Source organism: Klebsiella sp. Lac1 (assembly GCF_009825425.1).
GTDB classification, from domain to species: domain Bacteria; phylum Pseudomonadota; class Gammaproteobacteria; order Enterobacterales; family Enterobacteriaceae; genus Klebsiella; species Klebsiella electrica.
Genome location: NZ_VJZJ01000001.1, coordinates 2931895 through 2947121 on the forward strand (window position 1 = coordinate 2931895; position 15227 = coordinate 2947121).

Annotated in this window: 15 protein-coding genes; 3 read left to right on the forward strand and 12 right to left on the reverse strand. The window is 58.3% G+C overall.

The features are described 5' to 3' along the window. Positions 1 to 101: 101 nt before the first annotated feature. From truA to pdxB, 3 genes are all read right to left on the reverse strand, one after another. On the reverse strand, positions 102 to 914 hold the full coding sequence (truA, locus tag FNY10_RS14290) for a tRNA pseudouridine(38-40) synthase TruA (protein ID WP_100682811.1): 813 nt from the start codon (positions 912 to 914) through the stop codon (positions 102 to 104). Next, positions 914 to 1927 (reverse strand): aspartate-semialdehyde dehydrogenase, encoded by a 1014-nt coding sequence (locus FNY10_RS14295; protein ID WP_131048242.1) that lies wholly within the window; start codon positions 1925 to 1927, stop codon positions 914 to 916. Before FNY10_RS14295 ends, truA begins: the two co-directional genes overlap by 1 nt. A 62-nt stretch (positions 1928 to 1989) precedes the next feature. Continuing rightward, positions 1990 to 3126 (reverse strand): 4-phosphoerythronate dehydrogenase PdxB, encoded by a 1137-nt coding sequence (gene pdxB / locus FNY10_RS14300; protein ID WP_160702906.1) that lies wholly within the window; start codon positions 3124 to 3126, stop codon positions 1990 to 1992. Between the two features lie 108 nt (positions 3127 to 3234). On the opposite strand from pdxB, the gene flk reads away from it, so the two are divergent. Continuing rightward, on the forward strand, positions 3235 to 4209 hold the full coding sequence (gene flk / locus FNY10_RS14305; protein ID WP_160702908.1) for a flagella biosynthesis regulator Flk: 975 nt from the start codon (positions 3235 to 3237) through the stop codon (positions 4207 to 4209). Positions 4210 to 4416: 207 nt separating this feature from the next. On the opposite strand, the gene FNY10_RS14310 is transcribed toward flk, so the two are convergent. Next, the gene (locus tag FNY10_RS14310) at positions 4417 to 5592 is read right to left on the reverse strand and encodes an MFS transporter (RefSeq protein ID WP_160702910.1); all 1176 of its coding nucleotides are present in this window, start codon (positions 5590 to 5592) and stop codon (positions 4417 to 4419) included. 215 nt (positions 5593 to 5807) lie between these two features. Next, positions 5808 to 7025, reverse strand: a complete 1218-nt coding sequence (gene fabB, locus FNY10_RS14315; RefSeq protein ID WP_100682815.1) for a beta-ketoacyl-ACP synthase I — start codon at positions 7023 to 7025, stop codon at positions 5808 to 5810. 158 nt (positions 7026 to 7183) lie between these two features. On the opposite strand from fabB, the gene mnmC reads away from it, so the two are divergent. Next, positions 7184 to 9172: a bifunctional tRNA (5-methylaminomethyl-2-thiouridine)(34)-methyltransferase MnmD/FAD-dependent 5-carboxymethylaminomethyl-2-thiouridine(34) oxidoreductase MnmC gene (gene mnmC / locus FNY10_RS14320; protein WP_160702912.1), complete on the forward strand. Its 1989-nt coding sequence runs from the start codon at positions 7184 to 7186 to the stop codon at positions 9170 to 9172. Positions 9173 to 9278: 106 nt separating this feature from the next. Here mnmC and FNY10_RS14325 read toward each other — a convergent pair whose 3' ends face one another. The 6 genes from FNY10_RS14325 to prmB are packed head-to-tail and all read right to left on the reverse strand — an operon-like array spanning position 9279 to position 13817. Then, positions 9279 to 9554 carry a YfcL family protein gene (locus tag FNY10_RS14325; protein WP_100682817.1) on the reverse strand — a complete coding sequence of 92 codons (276 nt, stop codon included), beginning with the start codon at positions 9552 to 9554 and terminating at the stop codon, positions 9279 to 9281. A 31-nt stretch (positions 9555 to 9585) separates the two neighbouring features. Then, entirely contained in the window at positions 9586 to 10134 is a 549-nt protein-coding gene (locus FNY10_RS14330) for an elongation factor P hydroxylase (protein ID WP_004865249.1), read from the reverse strand. Next, positions 10134 to 10943, reverse strand: coding sequence for a sulfite exporter TauE/SafE family protein (locus FNY10_RS14335; protein ID WP_141964071.1), 810 nt, complete (start codon positions 10941 to 10943; stop codon positions 10134 to 10136). Before FNY10_RS14335 ends, FNY10_RS14330 begins: the two co-directional genes overlap by 1 nt. Further along, entirely contained in the window at positions 10943 to 11767 is an 825-nt protein-coding gene (gene mepA / locus FNY10_RS14340) for a penicillin-insensitive murein endopeptidase (RefSeq protein WP_131048247.1), read from the reverse strand. Before mepA ends, FNY10_RS14335 begins: the two co-directional genes overlap by 1 nt. 3 nt (positions 11768 to 11770) lie before the next feature. Beyond that, entirely contained in the window at positions 11771 to 12856 is a 1086-nt protein-coding gene (gene aroC, locus FNY10_RS14345; protein ID WP_131048248.1) for a chorismate synthase, read from the reverse strand. A gap of 28 nt (positions 12857 to 12884) precedes the next feature. Then, positions 12885 to 13817 (reverse strand): 50S ribosomal protein L3 N(5)-glutamine methyltransferase, encoded by a 933-nt coding sequence (gene prmB / locus FNY10_RS14350; RefSeq protein WP_160702914.1) that lies wholly within the window; start codon positions 13815 to 13817, stop codon positions 12885 to 12887. A 166-nt stretch (positions 13818 to 13983) separates the two neighbouring features. Here prmB and smrB point away from each other — a divergent pair, with 166 nt between their 5' ends. Next, complete coding sequence (gene smrB, locus FNY10_RS14355) at positions 13984 to 14535, forward strand: endonuclease SmrB (RefSeq protein WP_160702916.1); 552 nt, start codon at positions 13984 to 13986, stop codon at positions 14533 to 14535. Positions 14536 to 14559: 24 nt separating this feature from the next. Here the strand turns inward: smrB and sixA are convergent, their stop codons facing one another. Beyond that, positions 14560 to 15045 (reverse strand): phosphohistidine phosphatase SixA, encoded by a 486-nt coding sequence (sixA, locus tag FNY10_RS14360; RefSeq protein ID WP_015583757.1) that lies wholly within the window; start codon positions 15043 to 15045, stop codon positions 14560 to 14562. Between the last annotated feature and the right edge of the window lie 182 nt (positions 15046 to 15227).

Below are 15227 nucleotides of genomic sequence, written 5' to 3' on the forward strand. Positions count from 1 at the left end.
GCGGCGACAAACCGGTCGTTTCCGGCCGCAGAAAAAAATCGCCGACCGGAACGCTCAGATGCAGCCAACAAACAGACAGCCTGAAGGATAAAGCGTTAATGTTAGTCCGCCAGGAACAGCGGGCCCATCGGCATCACCGGCAGATCGTAGCGGGCCGGATAATCCACCGACACCAGATACAACCCTTCTGCTTTTGCCGTCGCGGCGGCCAGCTTCCTGTCTTTCGCCGCCAGAAGTTCTGCAATCCAGCTCTCCGGCTGGTTACCGGCCCCCACTTCCATCAGGCTGCCGACAATGTTTCTTACCATATGATGTACAAAGGCATTCGCTTTGATATCCACCACCACATACGCGCCATACCGCGTGACGCTAATATGGTTAATATTCCGCCACGGCGTGCGCGACTGGCACTGCACCGCGCGAAATGAGGTGAAATCATTTTCCCCCAGCAAACACTGGGCGGCGCGCTGCATCCGCTCCGCATCCAGAGGCTGATGATAATGCGTTACGCCCTGGCTTAACACCGCCGGACGCAGACGGTGATTATAGATGACGTAACGGTAGCGGCGCGCCGTGGCGCTGAAGCGGGCGTGAAAATCGTCCGGGACATGTTTCACCCAGCGGACGGCGATATCACCCGGCAAATTCGCATTGACACCCAGTGTCCAGGCCGCGTCTTTGCGCAGCGCGTGGGTCTCAAAATGCACCACCTGGCCGGTGCCATGAACACCGGCGTCGGTGCGACCGGCGCAGAATACGTTAATCGCTTCATTTGCCACCTGCGAGAGCGCCTTTTCCAGCTTCTCCTGCACGCTGCGAACTTCATTTTGCCGCTGCCAGCCGTAATATTTGCTGCCGTCGTACTCGATGCCCAGCGCGATTTTATAGACCGGCTGCTGCTCCATCTCTGACATCAGTACAAATACTCCTGCACCAGTTTCTCAGCGATTTTCACCGCCATCAGCGCGCCGCCAAAGCGCACGTTATCGGCAACGGACCAGAACTGAATCTGTTCCGGCATCCCGTAATCATTGCGCACACAGCCAACGGAGAGCTGCGCGGTACCTGAAGCATCGCCGACCTGAGTCGGGAACTCGCGCTCAGCGGACAGCTCAATATCTTCGCCGCGAGCGAAGGCATCGCGGGCCTCTTCTGCCGCCAGCGGACGCATCGCTTCGAAGTTCACCATCTGCGCATGACCGTAGAATACCGGCGACTGCACGATACTGGCTGAAACCATCAATCCTTCATCCTGGAGGATCTTGCGAACTTCATCGACAATACGGCGCTCTTCGCGCACGCTGCCTTCGCGATCCGGCAGTAGCGGCAGCATGTTAAACGCCAGCTGACGGCCAAAGAAATCTTCCTCATCGATGGGGATACCGTTGAGCAGCTTCGCGCTCTGCCCTGCCAGCGCATCCACGGCTTTTTTGCCGTATGCGGAAGCGGAAATCAGGCTGGTCACGCTAATACGCGACAGGCCGCCCTCATCGATCAGCGGTTTCAGCGCCGTCAGCAGCTGACTGGTCAGACTGTTGGGAACGGCGATGACGTTGCGATTGCGGTAATCGGCCAGCACAAACGGGTTCACTTCCGGCACCACCAGCGGCACGTCCGGCTCCAGCGCGAACAGACCGCTGAGATCGATAACCAGACAACCGGCATTGGTCGCATCGTCAACATAGGCCGCGCTCGCTTCAACGCCGGCGGCAAAAAAGGCCAGCTGTACCTGGGTCCAGTCAAATACGGCAGCATCCTGCACGATCACTGACTTACCGCTAAAACGCAGGTGCTCTCCCGCGCTCTCAGTGCGCGCCAGCGCATAGATCTCCCCCACCGGGAACTGACGTTCAGCAAGGGTGTCGAGCAGGGCTTCGCCGACGGCGCCCGTTGCGCCCAGTACGGCAATATTCCAGCCTTCAGACATGGTGGTTTACTCCAGAGAAAAGCGACCCTGCAGGAGTATCCAACAGGGTCATTAAGAAGATATTAACGAATGGGGTGATGGACGGCATTAAAACCGAGCTGTCGCAGCGTCGCCGCCGCCTGCACATCGCTGCACTGCACGTACAGTGATGACCATTCACGGCGTTCCTGATAATTTTTGCGCAGCTTGTCAAATTCACCCGGTACGCCGGCCACTTTTCGCAGCGGCGCATCATCGCGGCGCACATCATACACCAAATGCACCAATCGTTTCAGCGTTGACTGATCGAGCGCACCGTGCAGGGTGATACGGCCAAATTCCGGGGCAGGCAGCAGCGTATCCAGCGCCACCTGCTGCGGATGACCGATAAAGGCGCTGTAGGCTTCAAAAACCTGCGTCGTCCCGCGCGCTTTCCCTTCGAGGGTGTAGCCCGCAATGTGCGGGGTGCCAATATCTACGCGATCCAGCAGCGCAAGGTTCAAATCCGGCTCAGGTTCCCAGACATCGAGCACCACGCTCAACGCTTGCCCGCTTTGCAGGCAGGCCAGCAGCGCGCCGTTATCCACCACCGGCCCGCGGCAGGCGTTAATCAGCACGCTTCCCGGTTTCAGACGGCGAATCAGCGCCTCATCCGCCAGGTGCAGGGTTTTATAGCGGCCTTCTTTATATAAAGGCGTGTGGAACGTCAGAACGTCCGCTTCCTCTACCAGCTCATCCAGAGTGCGGAAGTCGCCTTCATCTCCCTGTTCGGCACGCGGCGGATCGCATAACAGCGTTTTGATCCCCAGCGCTTCCAGACGCTTTTGCAGGCGCCCACCAACGTTGCCGACGCCAACGATCCCGACGGTACGATCGGTCAGCGCGAAACCGTCGCGCTCGGCCAGCATCAGCAGCGCCGAGAAAACATATTCCACGACCGCAATCGCGTTGCAACCCGGCGCGGCAGAGAAGCCAATTCCGGCCTGCTGCAGCCACGCCCGATCGACATGGTCGGTACCGGCTGTCGCGGTGCCAACGAATTGAATTGCCTTGCCGGCGAGCAGCGCTTCATTGACTTTCGTGACCGAGCGCACCATCAACGCATCGGCGCCGGTCAGCGCATCGACGGGGACGGGACGGCCGGGGACCGCCTCGACTTCGCCCAGGCGACTAAAAAGCTCGCGGGCATAGGGCATATTTTCATCAACGAGGATTTTCACGGTTCAGTACCTGTCTGAGAACGAGAGTAAACCGGGGAAGTGTGCCATAATCTCGCCGCCAGGAACATCATCACCGGGCCTCTGTACAGCAATACGGAAAGGATTAATATGACGCAACCCGTTTCAGGTATGTCCGATCGTCCCCCGGGGACCGGCGCTTCCGTCGCCGGAGAGCCCGCGCTGACCATGCAACAACGTACCGTTCTCGAGCGACTGATTACGCGCCTGGTGGCGTTAACCTCGCAACAGAGCGCGGAAGTGTGGGCGGGAATCAAGCACGATCTGGGGCTCAAAGGCGATGAAGCGCTGCTGGCGTGCCACTTTAGCGCCGCCGAAAACAACCTGAATCAACGCTTAACCGTAGCGCAGCAAAACCACCATCAGCGCCAGGTTCTGGCGCAGTTAAGCGAGTTGCTGAGCCAGGGAAACAACCGCCAGGCAGTGAGCGATTATATTCGCCAGCATTATGGGCAAACGACGCTGCACGCGCTGACCCAGGAGCAACTGCAAAATGTGCTGCAGCTCCTGCAAAACGGCCAGCTGTCGATCCCGCAACCGCTGCAGCGACCGCCGACTCTGCGCCCGCTGCTGCCCGCGGAGCACAATACGCTTAACCAGCAGGTAAGCCGCCTTGCCGCCGCAACCGGCGAACCCGGGAAACTTATCTGGCAGTCAATGCTGGAGCTGTGCGGTGTGAAAACCGGTGAGCTGATTCCGGCGACCCACTTCACTCCCCTCTCTTACTGGCTACACGCGCGCCAGACGCTGAGCACGCAGTCAGCCCCGACCCTGACCTCCCTGCAGGCGGCGCTGAAGCAGCCGCTGGAAGTTCAGGAGTGGCAAAAGATCGTCGATTTTGCCGAGCATAACTGGCACGTCACGCCGCAAACGGCATTGAGCGCAACGCAGATTCTGACGCTACTGAATAAGATCTTTGTGCTTCGTGTCGCCCGGGCGCAAGACACGCTGGCCATCCCCGCGCTGCCTCCGGAACCCTCTTCGCTCACCAGGCGGCTCAAAAAGCCGGGAGTGATTGTTCTGGTACTGATACTGCTACTCGCTCTGCTCTGGCTGGTGATGTAATTCCGCGTTGCTCGCCGCCTGACGGGGTTATCGCTGACGGTATTCTTTAAACTCAAACGCCCGCGCGATGCGGGCGTTTGAGTCTCGACAAGGCCATGACGCCCCCACCCCGGTCCGCACGCCCGGCATAAATTCATCCTTGCGCTCCAGGTCATAGCGGCGCCAGCATGGTTGACCGCACTCCCTCGCCGAAGTGCGGGAAGCGGGTTATTTACGCAGGGAGAACAGCGTCATGAGAATGCCCAGAACCGCGCATATCGCCCCCGCCAGAAAGACGGAAGAGTAGCCCAGCGACGTGGCGAGCAGCCCGGCAAGCGGGCCGGTGACACCGTATGAAATATCCTGAAAAGCCGCATAGCCGCCGAGCGCGGTCCCCCGCACCTGAGCCGGTACGCGTTTGACGACTTCCACGCCGAGAGACGGGAAGATGAGCGAGCAGCCGCAGCCGGTCAAAGCCGCCCCGGCCAGGGCAACCCAGGCATCCGGCGCCAGCCACAGCAGCGTCAGGCCAATGGCCTCGATCAGCAGCGACGCCATCGCCACTTTTATGCCGCCGAAGCGGTCCGGCATCCAGCCGAACAGAATACGCATCAGCACAAAGGCACCGCCGAACGCGGTCAGCGTGAAGCCCGCCATCGCCCAGCCGCGGCTGGCGAAATAGAGTGAAACGAAGGTGCCAATCACGGCAAATCCCACCCCTTGCAGCCCCAGGCCGATGCCCGGACGCCAGATCATACCGACGACGCTCCACAACGAGGGTCGCTCTCCCCCGTGCGCCGGCACTTTACTGACCGTGCCGTTGATTGCCAGCGCCAGCAGCGGTAGTCCCATCGTGACGCAGGCGAGAACCGCAACGCCAAAGTGCGAGTAGATAATCAACCCCAGCGGCGCGCCCACCGCCAATGAGCCATACATCGCCATCCCGTTCCAGGACATGACCTTGCCTGAACGCGCAGGGCCAACCAGCCCCAGCCCCCAGCTCAGATTTCCGGTCAACAGCTGGCTTTCGCCAAATCCGAGGATCAAACGCCCGAGCACCAGCAGCGCAAATTTCGCCAGCGCGGAAACCGGCAGTAACGCGGCCAGCAGCCACGCCGCCCCGGCTAATGCGCAGGCGAACATGCCCTGCAACACCGAGCGTTTGGCGCCATGCTGATCGGCCAGACGACCCGCGTAGCCCCGGGTCAGCACCGTCGCCAGAAACTGAATGCCCACCGCAAGGCCCACCATCGTGTTACCGAAACCCAGCTCATGGTGGACAAAAAGCGGGATCACGGGTAGCGGCAGGCCCACGGTCATGTAGGTCAGAAAAACGGCAAAGGTAATACGAAATAAGGGAATATTCGCTGCAGAGGTATGTGTTGTTTCAGTCGCTGCGGACATGCTTTACTCCAGTTCGCAGAGTAAGGCGAGGTCATAGCCACGCCCCCTCCACCTGATTATCAGGGTTAAGGCGCGTTGGATGACGTTAAACGCTTACGCATTATCGGGGTGATAATGTTTTGCAGCAGTTTGCCTGCAGAGGTCCGGCCCTGTCAAGACGACAAAAAGGGAGCCAGCAGGCTCCCTTTGAACATATCGCTTGAAAAACCAGCCGCTTACGCTGTGAGTTTACGCATCACCAGCGTGGCGTTGGTGCCGCCGAAACCGAAGCTGTTGGACATCACGGTCGTCAGCGCTTGCTCGGTCGGTTTGGTGACGATGTTCAGACCCGCTGCCTGCTCATCCATCTCTTCGATGTTAATGCTTGGCGCAATAAAGCCGTGTTCCAGCATCAGCAGAGAGTAGATCGCTTCCTGTACGCCCGCGGCGCCCAGGGAGTGGCCGGTCATCGCTTTGGTCGCGGAGATAGCCGGGCTGTGGTCGCCGAAGACTTCGCGAATGGCACCCAGTTCTTTCACGTCGCCGACCGGAGTCGAAGTCCCGTGGGAGTTCAGGTAGTCAATCGGCGTGTCGACACCGGCCATCGCCTGTTTCATGCAACGCACTGCGCCTTCACCAGACGGAGCAACCATGTCCGCGCCGTCAGAAGTCGCGCCGTAGCCGACCACTTCCGCATAAATGTGCGCGCCGCGCGCCAGAGCATGCTCCAGCTCTTCAACCACAACCATACCGCCGCCGCCGGCGATAATAAAGCCATCGCGGTGCGCATCATAAGTACGGGACGCTTTATCCGGCGTTTCGTTGTATTTGGTGGACAGTGCGCCCATGGCGTCGAATTCACAGGCCATTTCCCAGCACAGCTCTTCACCGCCGCCCGCAAAAACGATGTCCTGTTTGCCAAGCTGAATTTGTTCAACCGCGCTGCCGATACAGTGTGCTGAGGTCGCGCAAGCGGAGCTGATGGAATAGTTCACGCCGTGGATTTTGAACGGAGTGGCGAGGCAAGCGGATACCGCAGAAGCCATCGCTTTGGTTACAACGTAAGGACCGACGGCTTTCAGGCCGCGCGGGCTACGCATCGCATCTGCGCCGAACACCTGAGATTTAGAAGAACCGCCGGAACCCGCAATCAGGCCCACGCGAGGGTTGTTTTGATAAACTTCTTCTGTCAGCCCAGCATCGGCGACAGCCTGCTGCATAGAGAGATAAGCATAGATAGAGGCATCGTTCATGAAACGTACCACTTTGCGGTCGATAAGACCTGTGGTATCCAGTTTAACGTTACCCCATACGTGGCTGCGCATACCAGAATCTTTGAATTCTTGAGAGAAAGTGATCCCCGAGCGCCCTTCACGCAGAGATTCCAGGACTTCCTGCTGGTTGTTACCGATGCTGGAAACGATGCCCAGGCCAGTAATCACTGCACGTTTCATTCAATACCTCTGTAAGTCACACTATTTTAAGTTTCGAGTCGCACAATAGCGTACACTTGTACGCCGAACAAGTCCGATCAGCCATTTTGTGTATAAATTTGCGCCCCCAGGCACACATCGTTAAGATCGTTCTACGCCTTGAGATTCGAGTAACTTACGTGAAACAAAACGCCATACAACCTGCCAACCTGGAATTCAACGCTGAGGGTACACCTGTTTCCCGAGATTTTGATGACGTGTACTTTTCCAATGACAATGGTCTGGAAGAGACGCGCTACGTTTTCCTCGGCGGCAACCGCCTCAATGCACGCTTCCCGCTCCATCCATACCCGCTGTTTGTGGTCGCCGAGAGCGGGTTCGGCACCGGTCTCAACTTCCTGACACTTTGGCAGGCGTTTGATGTTTTTCGCCGTGATAATCCTGAAGCTACCCTGCAAAGATTACATTTCATCAGTTTTGAAAAATTTCCGCTGACCTCCGCCGATTTGCGCCGGGCCCATCAGCACTGGCCGGAACTGGCACCGTGGGCAGAACAGTTGCAGGCGCAGTGGCCGCCGGCGCTCGCTGGCTGCCATCGCCTGCTGCTGGATGACGGGCGCATCACGCTGGATTTGTGGTTCGGGGATATTAATACGCTGACCCACGAGCTTGATGACTCGCTGAATCAGCAGGTCGACGCCTGGTTTCTTGATGGTTTCGCGCCGGCGAAAAATCCGGATATGTGGACGCCTGAGCTGTTCGGGGCAATGGCCCGCCTCGCCAGGCCGGGCGGCACGCTGGCCACCTTTACCTCCGCCGGTTTTGTCCGTCGCGGCCTGCAGGAAGCGGGCTTTACCATGCACAAACACAAAGGGTTCGGCCGTAAACGCGAAATGCTGACTGGTGAAATGACCCGGACGCTGAATATTCCCGCCCGTACACCCTGGTTTGCGCGAACCGGCAGCCAGCAACGCGATGCGGCGATTGTCGGCGGCGGTATCGCCAGCGCCCTGCTCGCACTCGCGCTGCTCCGCCGCGGCTGGCAGGTCACCTTATACTGCGCGGATAACGCCCCGGCTGAAGGCGCATCCGGTAACCGCCAGGGAGCGCTCTACCCTCTGCTTAGCCAGCACGATCCGGCGCTGGCTCGCTTCTTCCCGGCGGCATTTACCTTCGCCCGTCGTCTGTATGATGCCCTGCCGATCATGTTCGACCATCAGTGGTGCGGCGTCACCCAGCTTGCCTGGGACGAGAAGAGCGAACAGAAAATCGCGCAGATGCTGGCCCTCGACCTGCCGACAGAAATTGCCGCTGCCGTCAGCGCGCAAACCGTCGCACAGCTCGCTGGCGTGGAAACCGGCTGCGCGGGAATCACCTATCCTTCCGGGGGCTGGCTCTGTCCGCAGCAGCTGACGGCAGAACTTTTAGCACTGGCGGCGACACGGGGTTTGCGCACCCGATATAACGTGAAGGTCACAACGCTGACTGCTGACCATGACGGCTGGCGGCTCAATGAGCAGCTGCGTCATGACGTGGTGGTGCTGGCAAACGGCCATCATCTGACCGACTTTCCTCAGACTGCACGGCTGCCGGCGTATCCGGTGGGGGGACAGGTGAGCCATATTCCGACCACGCCTGCGCTGTCAGCTTTGCGCCAGGTCTTGTGCTACGACGGCTACCTGACGCCACAGAATCCACGTCATCAGCAGCACTGCATCGGCGCCAGCTACCATCGTGGGCAGACAGAGCCGACCTTTAGCGTCGATGATCAACAGCAAAACCGCCAGCGGCTGATCGACTGCTTCCCGCAGGCGACATGGGCGCGAGAGGTGGATACCAGCGGAAATGACGCCCGCTGCGGCGTGCGTTGCGCCACCCGCGATCACTTACCGATGGTGGGCAATGTACCGGATTATGACGCCACGTTAACGCAGTACGCGACGCTGGCCGAACACAAAACGCTGGCGCCGACGGCCCCGGTTTATCGCAATCTGTTCGTGCTGGGGGCGCTGGGTTCGCGCGGGCTATGCTCCGCCCCGCTGACGGCGGAAATACTGGCGGCGCAGATGAGCCACGAACCGCTGCCGCTGGACAGAGAGACGCTGGCGGCGCTGAATCCAAATCGATTATGGGTGCGGAAACTGCTGAAGGGAAAAGCGGTAAAATAAGCCGGGCGGCAGTGATAGCGGTCGGTTGAGTCAACAGCAGCGCGACATCAGGGGAGACCCGGCGTCGCGCTACCTGGCCGGATTTTCAGGCCCGGCGCTCAGAGGTTTATTGCTTTGCCCGCTGATATAAATTATTCCACATTCCCTGCACCAGAATCTGGTCCGGCGGCGACAGTTCGCCTGCGCCGATCGCTTTCTCCAGGCTATGCATCACCCGCTCGTTGATCGCTTTCGCAGAGTGATCGTCCCCCCCTTCCAGCTCGGCTACCGCCAGCGTCAGGTGGCCGCGCAGATAGCCGCTGGCAAACAGTTCATCATCACTGGCGTGGTCTACCATTTCATCAATCAACGCCAGAATGCGTGATTCAAACTCCGCGAGCATTGTCTTTCCTCTTCTAGTGTCAAACGTGGCGTTATTGCAGGTCTTCCGGCCACGGGAATTGTTCTGCCGTCAGTGGCGGCGTCTGATAATATTCTTGTAACGCGCGGATAAAGCGCGCCGGACGTTCAGGGATCCCTTGCTCCAGCAAGGTCATAACCTGTGCGTGAACCCGCCGCTGAAAGGCAATGCGGTCAGGTTCAAAGTCGCCTTCCAGATTGTCGCAGCTGACGTTAAACGGAAAACCTGCCGCCACGCAAAACAGCCAGTCCAGCGCCTGCGGTTTCACCTCAACATCTTCAAACTGACACTGGGTCATGGCATCACGGCCATCCGGGCAGTACCAATAGCCGAAATCAACCTGCTCGCGACGCGCTTTACCCGCGATGCACCAGTGAGAAATCTCATGCAGACCGCTGGCGTAAAAGCCATGGGCAAACACAATGCGGTTATACGGCACGTCGCTATCTGCCGGAAGATAGATCGGTTCGTCATCGCCTTTAATCAGACGGGTATTAAAATCATCGGCAAAGCAGCCGTCAAAAATAGCGATCAGCTGCTGATAATGGTGTTGCTGTTGCATTAATGAATTCCCAACCACTGAAGAATTTCAGCACCGTGGCTGTCATAAAGAAGTTTCGCGCTCATCACCGCGGAGACAACCACAATCATCGGACGAATCAACGATTGTCCTTTACTCAGAACCAGCCGCGAACCGGCACGGGCACCAATAAACTGCCCCGCCATCATCACGAATCCGGTCGCCCAAATCACTTTCCCACCGATGATAAACAGCAGCAGCCCGCCGATGTTCGATGTCGCGTTGAGCACCTTGGCGTGAGCGGTGGATTTGGCAAGGTTGAACCCGGCAAGGGTGACGAAAGCCAGCGCATAGAAAGAGCCGGCGCCTGGGCCGAAGAAACCGTCATAAAAACCTACGCAGCCGCCGGCTACCAGGGCAAACGGCAGACCGTACAGACGACGCTGACGGTCTGCTTCACCTAATTTTGGCATCAGCAGGAAGTACAGGCCAATGCCGATCACCAGCACCGGCAGGATCTGGCGCAGAATATCGGACTGGACGTGCTGCACCAGCAGCGCACCGGCGGTTGAGCCGATAAAGGTCATCAGGATATTGAGCTTCTGATCCGCCAGGCTCACCACCTTGCGGCGGATAAAATAGAGCGAAGCAGAAAGCGATCCCCCGCAGGCCTGCAGTTTGTTTGTCGCCAGCGCCTGCGCCGGAGGCAGCCCTGCCGCCATCAGCGCCGGAACCGTCAGCAGTCCGCCGCCGCCCGCCAGAGAATCAATAAATCCCGCCAGAACGGCCACAAAAAACAGCGCCACCAGTACCGTCGGCGACACCATAAACAGCTCAATAAAGCTTTCCATTACAGCACATGCTCATCCAGTAGCGCCTGACAGGAAGGCGGCAGCGGAGGCGGCGTCTTCTTCACAGGAGAGGTTGTTCCAGGTTTCGGTGGTTCAAACCAGCTTTGTAGCTCAGCGCCGCAGCCATCGCCTGGCGGCGGTGGCGCCTGTTCTTCGCACTCCAGGCTACCCGCCGGGCAACGCAGACGAACGTGCATATGCGCACGATGCTGGAACCACGGTCGGACTTTCTGTAACCAGGCGCGATCGTTGCCGGCATCCAGGCACAGCTGCTGCTTGATTGCCGGGTTCACAAAAATGCGCGTCACATCCCTGTCTTCTGCCGCCAGTTTAATCAGATGGCTGATTTGCGGGCTCCACAGTGACGGCACGACGCTCTTGCCGTCGCGAGCCACCAGATCCAGCGCCTGGGGTTTCAGGAGCTGCGCTGAACTCCAGCGCGTCTGCGGGAGCTGAAGGAAGATATCAACATCCAGCCCGCTCTGGTGACTGGCATGGCCGCCGTTAAAGCGCCCGCCTGCCGGCATCCCCATATCGCCAATCAGCAGCGTCCCCATTCCCTGACTCTGCACCTGATTACCCAGGCGCTGTATAAACTGGATCAGGTCCGGATGGCCGAAGTAACGGCGCTGGTCGGTGCGCATGACCTGGTAACTGGTCGCACTCAGCGGCAGTGCCTGCGCGCCGACAATGCAGCCGTTCGCAAATGCGCCAATTGACTGCGCGCTGCCGCTAATCGGCTGGGTGATTTTTTGCCACGGCGTCGCCGCAAGGCAAGCAGAGCTGGCCAGGAGCGCCAGCAGAGCGATAACGGTTTTTTTCATCGATTACCAGCGTGGAATTGATGTCGTCACGTCGCCATTTTGCGCGCGTTGACGCATAAAGTGATCCATTAGCACGATCGCCAGCATGGCTTCCGCGATCGGCACCGCGCGGATGCCCACGCAAGGATCGTGGCGCCCTTTGGTGATCATCTCAACTTCTTCACCGTGACGATTAATCGTATGGCCCGGCACGGTGATGCTGGAAGTCGGCTTCAACGCGATATTCGCGACGATCTGCTGGCCGCTGCTGATACCGCCAAGAATGCCGCCCGCATGGTTGCTCTGGAAACCATTTTTAGTGATTTCATCGCGGTTTTGGCTGCCGCGCAGTTTCACCACCTCAAAACCATCGCCAATTTCCACGCCCTTCACCGCATTGATGCTCATCAGCGCATGGGCAATGTCGGCATCCAGACGGTCGAATACCGGCTCACCGAGTCCCGGAGGCACGCCGTCGGCGACCACGGTCACTTTTGCTCCGATGGAGTCGCCCTCTTTTTTCAGGCCACGCATCAGTTCATCAAGCGCTTCAATTTTATCCGGGTCCGGGCAGAAGAACGGGTTTTGTTCAACCTGTTCCCAGTCTTTGATCGCCAGAGGAATATCGCCCATCTGGGTCAGGCAGCCGCGGATCACGATGCCGAATTTAGCAGCAAGGAATTTCTTGGCTATCGCCCCAGCCGCCACCCGCATCGCGGTTTCACGCGCAGAGGAACGGCCGCCGCCGCGATAATCGCGCAGGCCGTATTTCTGCTCGTAGGTATAGTCAGCGTGCCCAGGACGGAAAACGTCTTTAATCGCGCCATAGTCCTGAGAACGCTGATCGGTATTCTCAATCAGCAGACCAATGCTGGTCCCGGTCGTCACACCTTCGAATACGCCGGAGAGGATCTTCACCTGATCCGGTTCACGGCGCTGGGTGGTGTAGCGCGACGTCCCCGGACGACGACGGTCCAGATCGTGCTGCAGGTCAGCTTCAGTCAGCGGAATGCCCGGCGGCACTCCGTCAACAATGCAGCCCAGCGCCAGACCGTGCGACTCGCCGAAGGTGGTGACGCGAAAGAGTTGTCCAATTGTGTTTCCTGCCATCACGGCTCCGTCATGTTTGCGTGTTGTTTTAGTCTTTATAAATGCCGAAATGCGCGCGGGCGGCGATCAGCTGCGCTTTGGTCAGCATGAAGACGCCGTCCCCGCCGTTTTCAAACTCAAGCCAGGTAAACGGCACGTCCGGATACTGCTCAATCAGATGTACCATGCTGTTACCGACTTCACAAATCAGAATACCGTCATCGCTGAGATAATCCGGCGCATTACCGAGGATACGGCGCGTCAGCTTCAGGCCATCGCTACCGGAAGCCAGGCCCAGAACCGGCTCATGACGATACTCGCCTGGCAGATCGGACATATCTTCTTCATCAACATACGGCGGGTTGGTGACGATCAGGTCGTACTGCACTTTCGGCAGGTCGCGGAACAGATCGGAACGAATCGGCGTGACCTGATGGATCAAACCGTGCGCTTCCACGTTCTGCTCGGCAACAGCCAGCGCATCAACGGAGATATCCACCGCGTCCACTTCCGCTTCCGGGAAAGAGTAAGCGCAGGCGATAGCAATACAGCCGCTGCCGGTGCACATATCCAGAATGTGCTGCGGTTGGTAGTCAATCAGGCTAGCGAAGTGATTATTGATAAGCTCGCCGATCGGCGAACGCGGCACCAGCACACGCTCGTCCACGAAAAATTCATGGCCGCAGAACCAGGCTTTATTGGTCAAATAGGCAACCGGAATACGTTCGTTGATCCGGCGAATCACGCGCTCAACGATGCGATGTTTCTCGCTGGAAGTCAGGCGTGCGGAGTGCATATCCTCCGGGATATCCAGCGGCAGGTAGAGCGATGGCATAACCAGCTGTACCGCCTCATCCCACGGGTTGTCCGTGCCATGGCCGTACCAGATATTCGCCGCGCTGAAACGACTGACCGCCCAACGCAGCATGTCCTGAATGGTATGCAGCTCATTGACCGCTTCATCAACAAAAATTTTATCCACGCCATCCTCCAGGACACGCTCTACTGTAAATTCGGCGGCTAGTTTGCCACGAAGACGGCGATAAATCAGCATTCTTACGTCGGGCGGGCGGGGAAAAATACGTTTTGCTTGCCTGAACAGAGGCCGAGTCGGGTAAACTAGCGAAAAGAAATGATGAGAGTGGGCAATGAAAAAGAAAACATCGCTAAGCGACGAGGATCAGGCGTTGTTCCGTCAGTTAATGACCGGCACGCGTCAGATTAAACAAGACACCATCGTGCACCGCCCGCTGCGCAAGAAAATCACCGAGGTACCGCCAAAGCGCTTACTTCAGGAGCAGGCCGATAACAGCCACTATTTTTCCGATGAGTTTCAGCCGCTGCTGAATACCGAAGGGGCGGTCAAATATGTTCGCCCGGACGTGAGCCATTTTGAACTGAAAAAACTGCGCCGCGGGGATTATTCGCCGGAGCTGTTTCTCGATCTGCACGGGTTGACCCAGCAGCAGGCGAAGCAGGAGCTGGGGGCGCTGATCGCCGCCTGCCGTCGCGAGCATGTCTTTTGCGCCTGCGTGATGCACGGACACGGGAAACTCATCCTCAAGCAGCAAACGCCGCTCTGGCTTGCGCAACATCCGCACATCATGGCTTTTCATCAGGCGCCAAAAGAGTACGGCGGAGACGCCGCACTGCTGGTGCTGATTGAAGTTGAAGAGTGGCAGCCGCCGGAGCTTCCGTAATACGGATGCTCCGGGGAAGTCAGATCAGATAGCCTTCGCCATCTTCAGATTGCAGGGGCTCATCTGCCAGTTGAACTCGCCCTTACCATCGGCATCAAGGGTGACACAGGCAATAGCCGAAGTGGTGAACATCGGGGGAGTCTCTCCCGGGCACAGCTCTGAGACGAGGTACCCCACCAGCGGCAGGTGCGAAACAACCAGCACCGTTGAAACACCTTCATTGTTCAGCGTCTGAAGCCAGGCGCTGACCATGCCAACATCGCCACACGGCGTGAGCTCCGGCATCACGTCGACATTCTCGGGCAGGTCCATGCACTCTCTTACCACATCCAGCGTCTGTTCAGCACGCAGGTAAGGACTGACAAGAACCCGTTCAATATCCACTTTTTGACCTTTCAGCCAGGTTGCCATCTGACGGGACTCATCACAACCACAAACGGTTAAGGGACGAACCGAGTCACTGGCTGCATCGAGGGCAGCGTCGCCGTGACGCATGATAAAAACTTGCATATTGCACCGCTTTTGTTAACCAGAAGCACCGCAGTCTTACCTGCGTAGATAGCACGCAGTCGACCCGGTGGCCGGGCATTGTGCCTGATTCATCCAACGAATGAAACGCTGTTTTTTACCTCAATGGCGTAAGTATAGTCAATGATTGTTTACAAAACAGCCAGCCAACAGCGTCATTCATC

Bases quoted from the DNA above. Each gene is read 5' to 3' on its own strand.
- truA (WP_100682811.1), bottom strand. From the start codon at position 914: ATGTCAGAGATGGAGCAGCAGCCGGTCTATAAAATCGCGCTGGGCATC.
- FNY10_RS14295 (WP_131048242.1), bottom strand. From the start codon at position 1,927: ATGTCTGAAGGCTGGAATATTGCCGTACTGGGCGCAACGGGCGCCGTC.
- flk (WP_160702908.1), top strand. From the start codon at position 3,235: ATGACGCAACCCGTTTCAGGTATGTCCGATCGTCCCCCGGGGACCGGC.
- FNY10_RS14310 (WP_160702910.1), bottom strand. From the start codon at position 5,592: ATGTCCGCAGCGACTGAAACAACACATACCTCTGCAGCGAATATTCCC.
- fabB (WP_100682815.1), bottom strand. From the start codon at position 7,025: ATGAAACGTGCAGTGATTACTGGCCTGGGCATCGTTTCCAGCATCGGT.
- FNY10_RS14325 (WP_100682817.1), bottom strand. From the start codon at position 9,554: ATGCTCGCGGAGTTTGAATCACGCATTCTGGCGTTGATTGATGAAATG.
- FNY10_RS14330 (WP_004865249.1), bottom strand. From the start codon at position 10,134: ATGCAACAGCAACACCATTATCAGCAGCTGATCGCTATTTTTGACGGC.
- FNY10_RS14335 (WP_141964071.1), bottom strand. From the start codon at position 10,943: ATGGAAAGCTTTATTGAGCTGTTTATGGTGTCGCCGACGGTACTGGTG.
- mepA (WP_131048247.1), bottom strand. From the start codon at position 11,767: ATGAAAAAAACCGTTATCGCTCTGCTGGCGCTCCTGGCCAGCTCTGCT.
- aroC (WP_131048248.1), bottom strand. From the start codon at position 12,856: ATGGCAGGAAACACAATTGGACAACTCTTTCGCGTCACCACCTTCGGC.
- smrB (WP_160702916.1), top strand. From the start codon at position 13,984: ATGAAAAAGAAAACATCGCTAAGCGACGAGGATCAGGCGTTGTTCCGT.
- sixA (WP_015583757.1), bottom strand. From the start codon at position 15,045: ATGCAAGTTTTTATCATGCGTCACGGCGACGCTGCCCTCGATGCAGCC.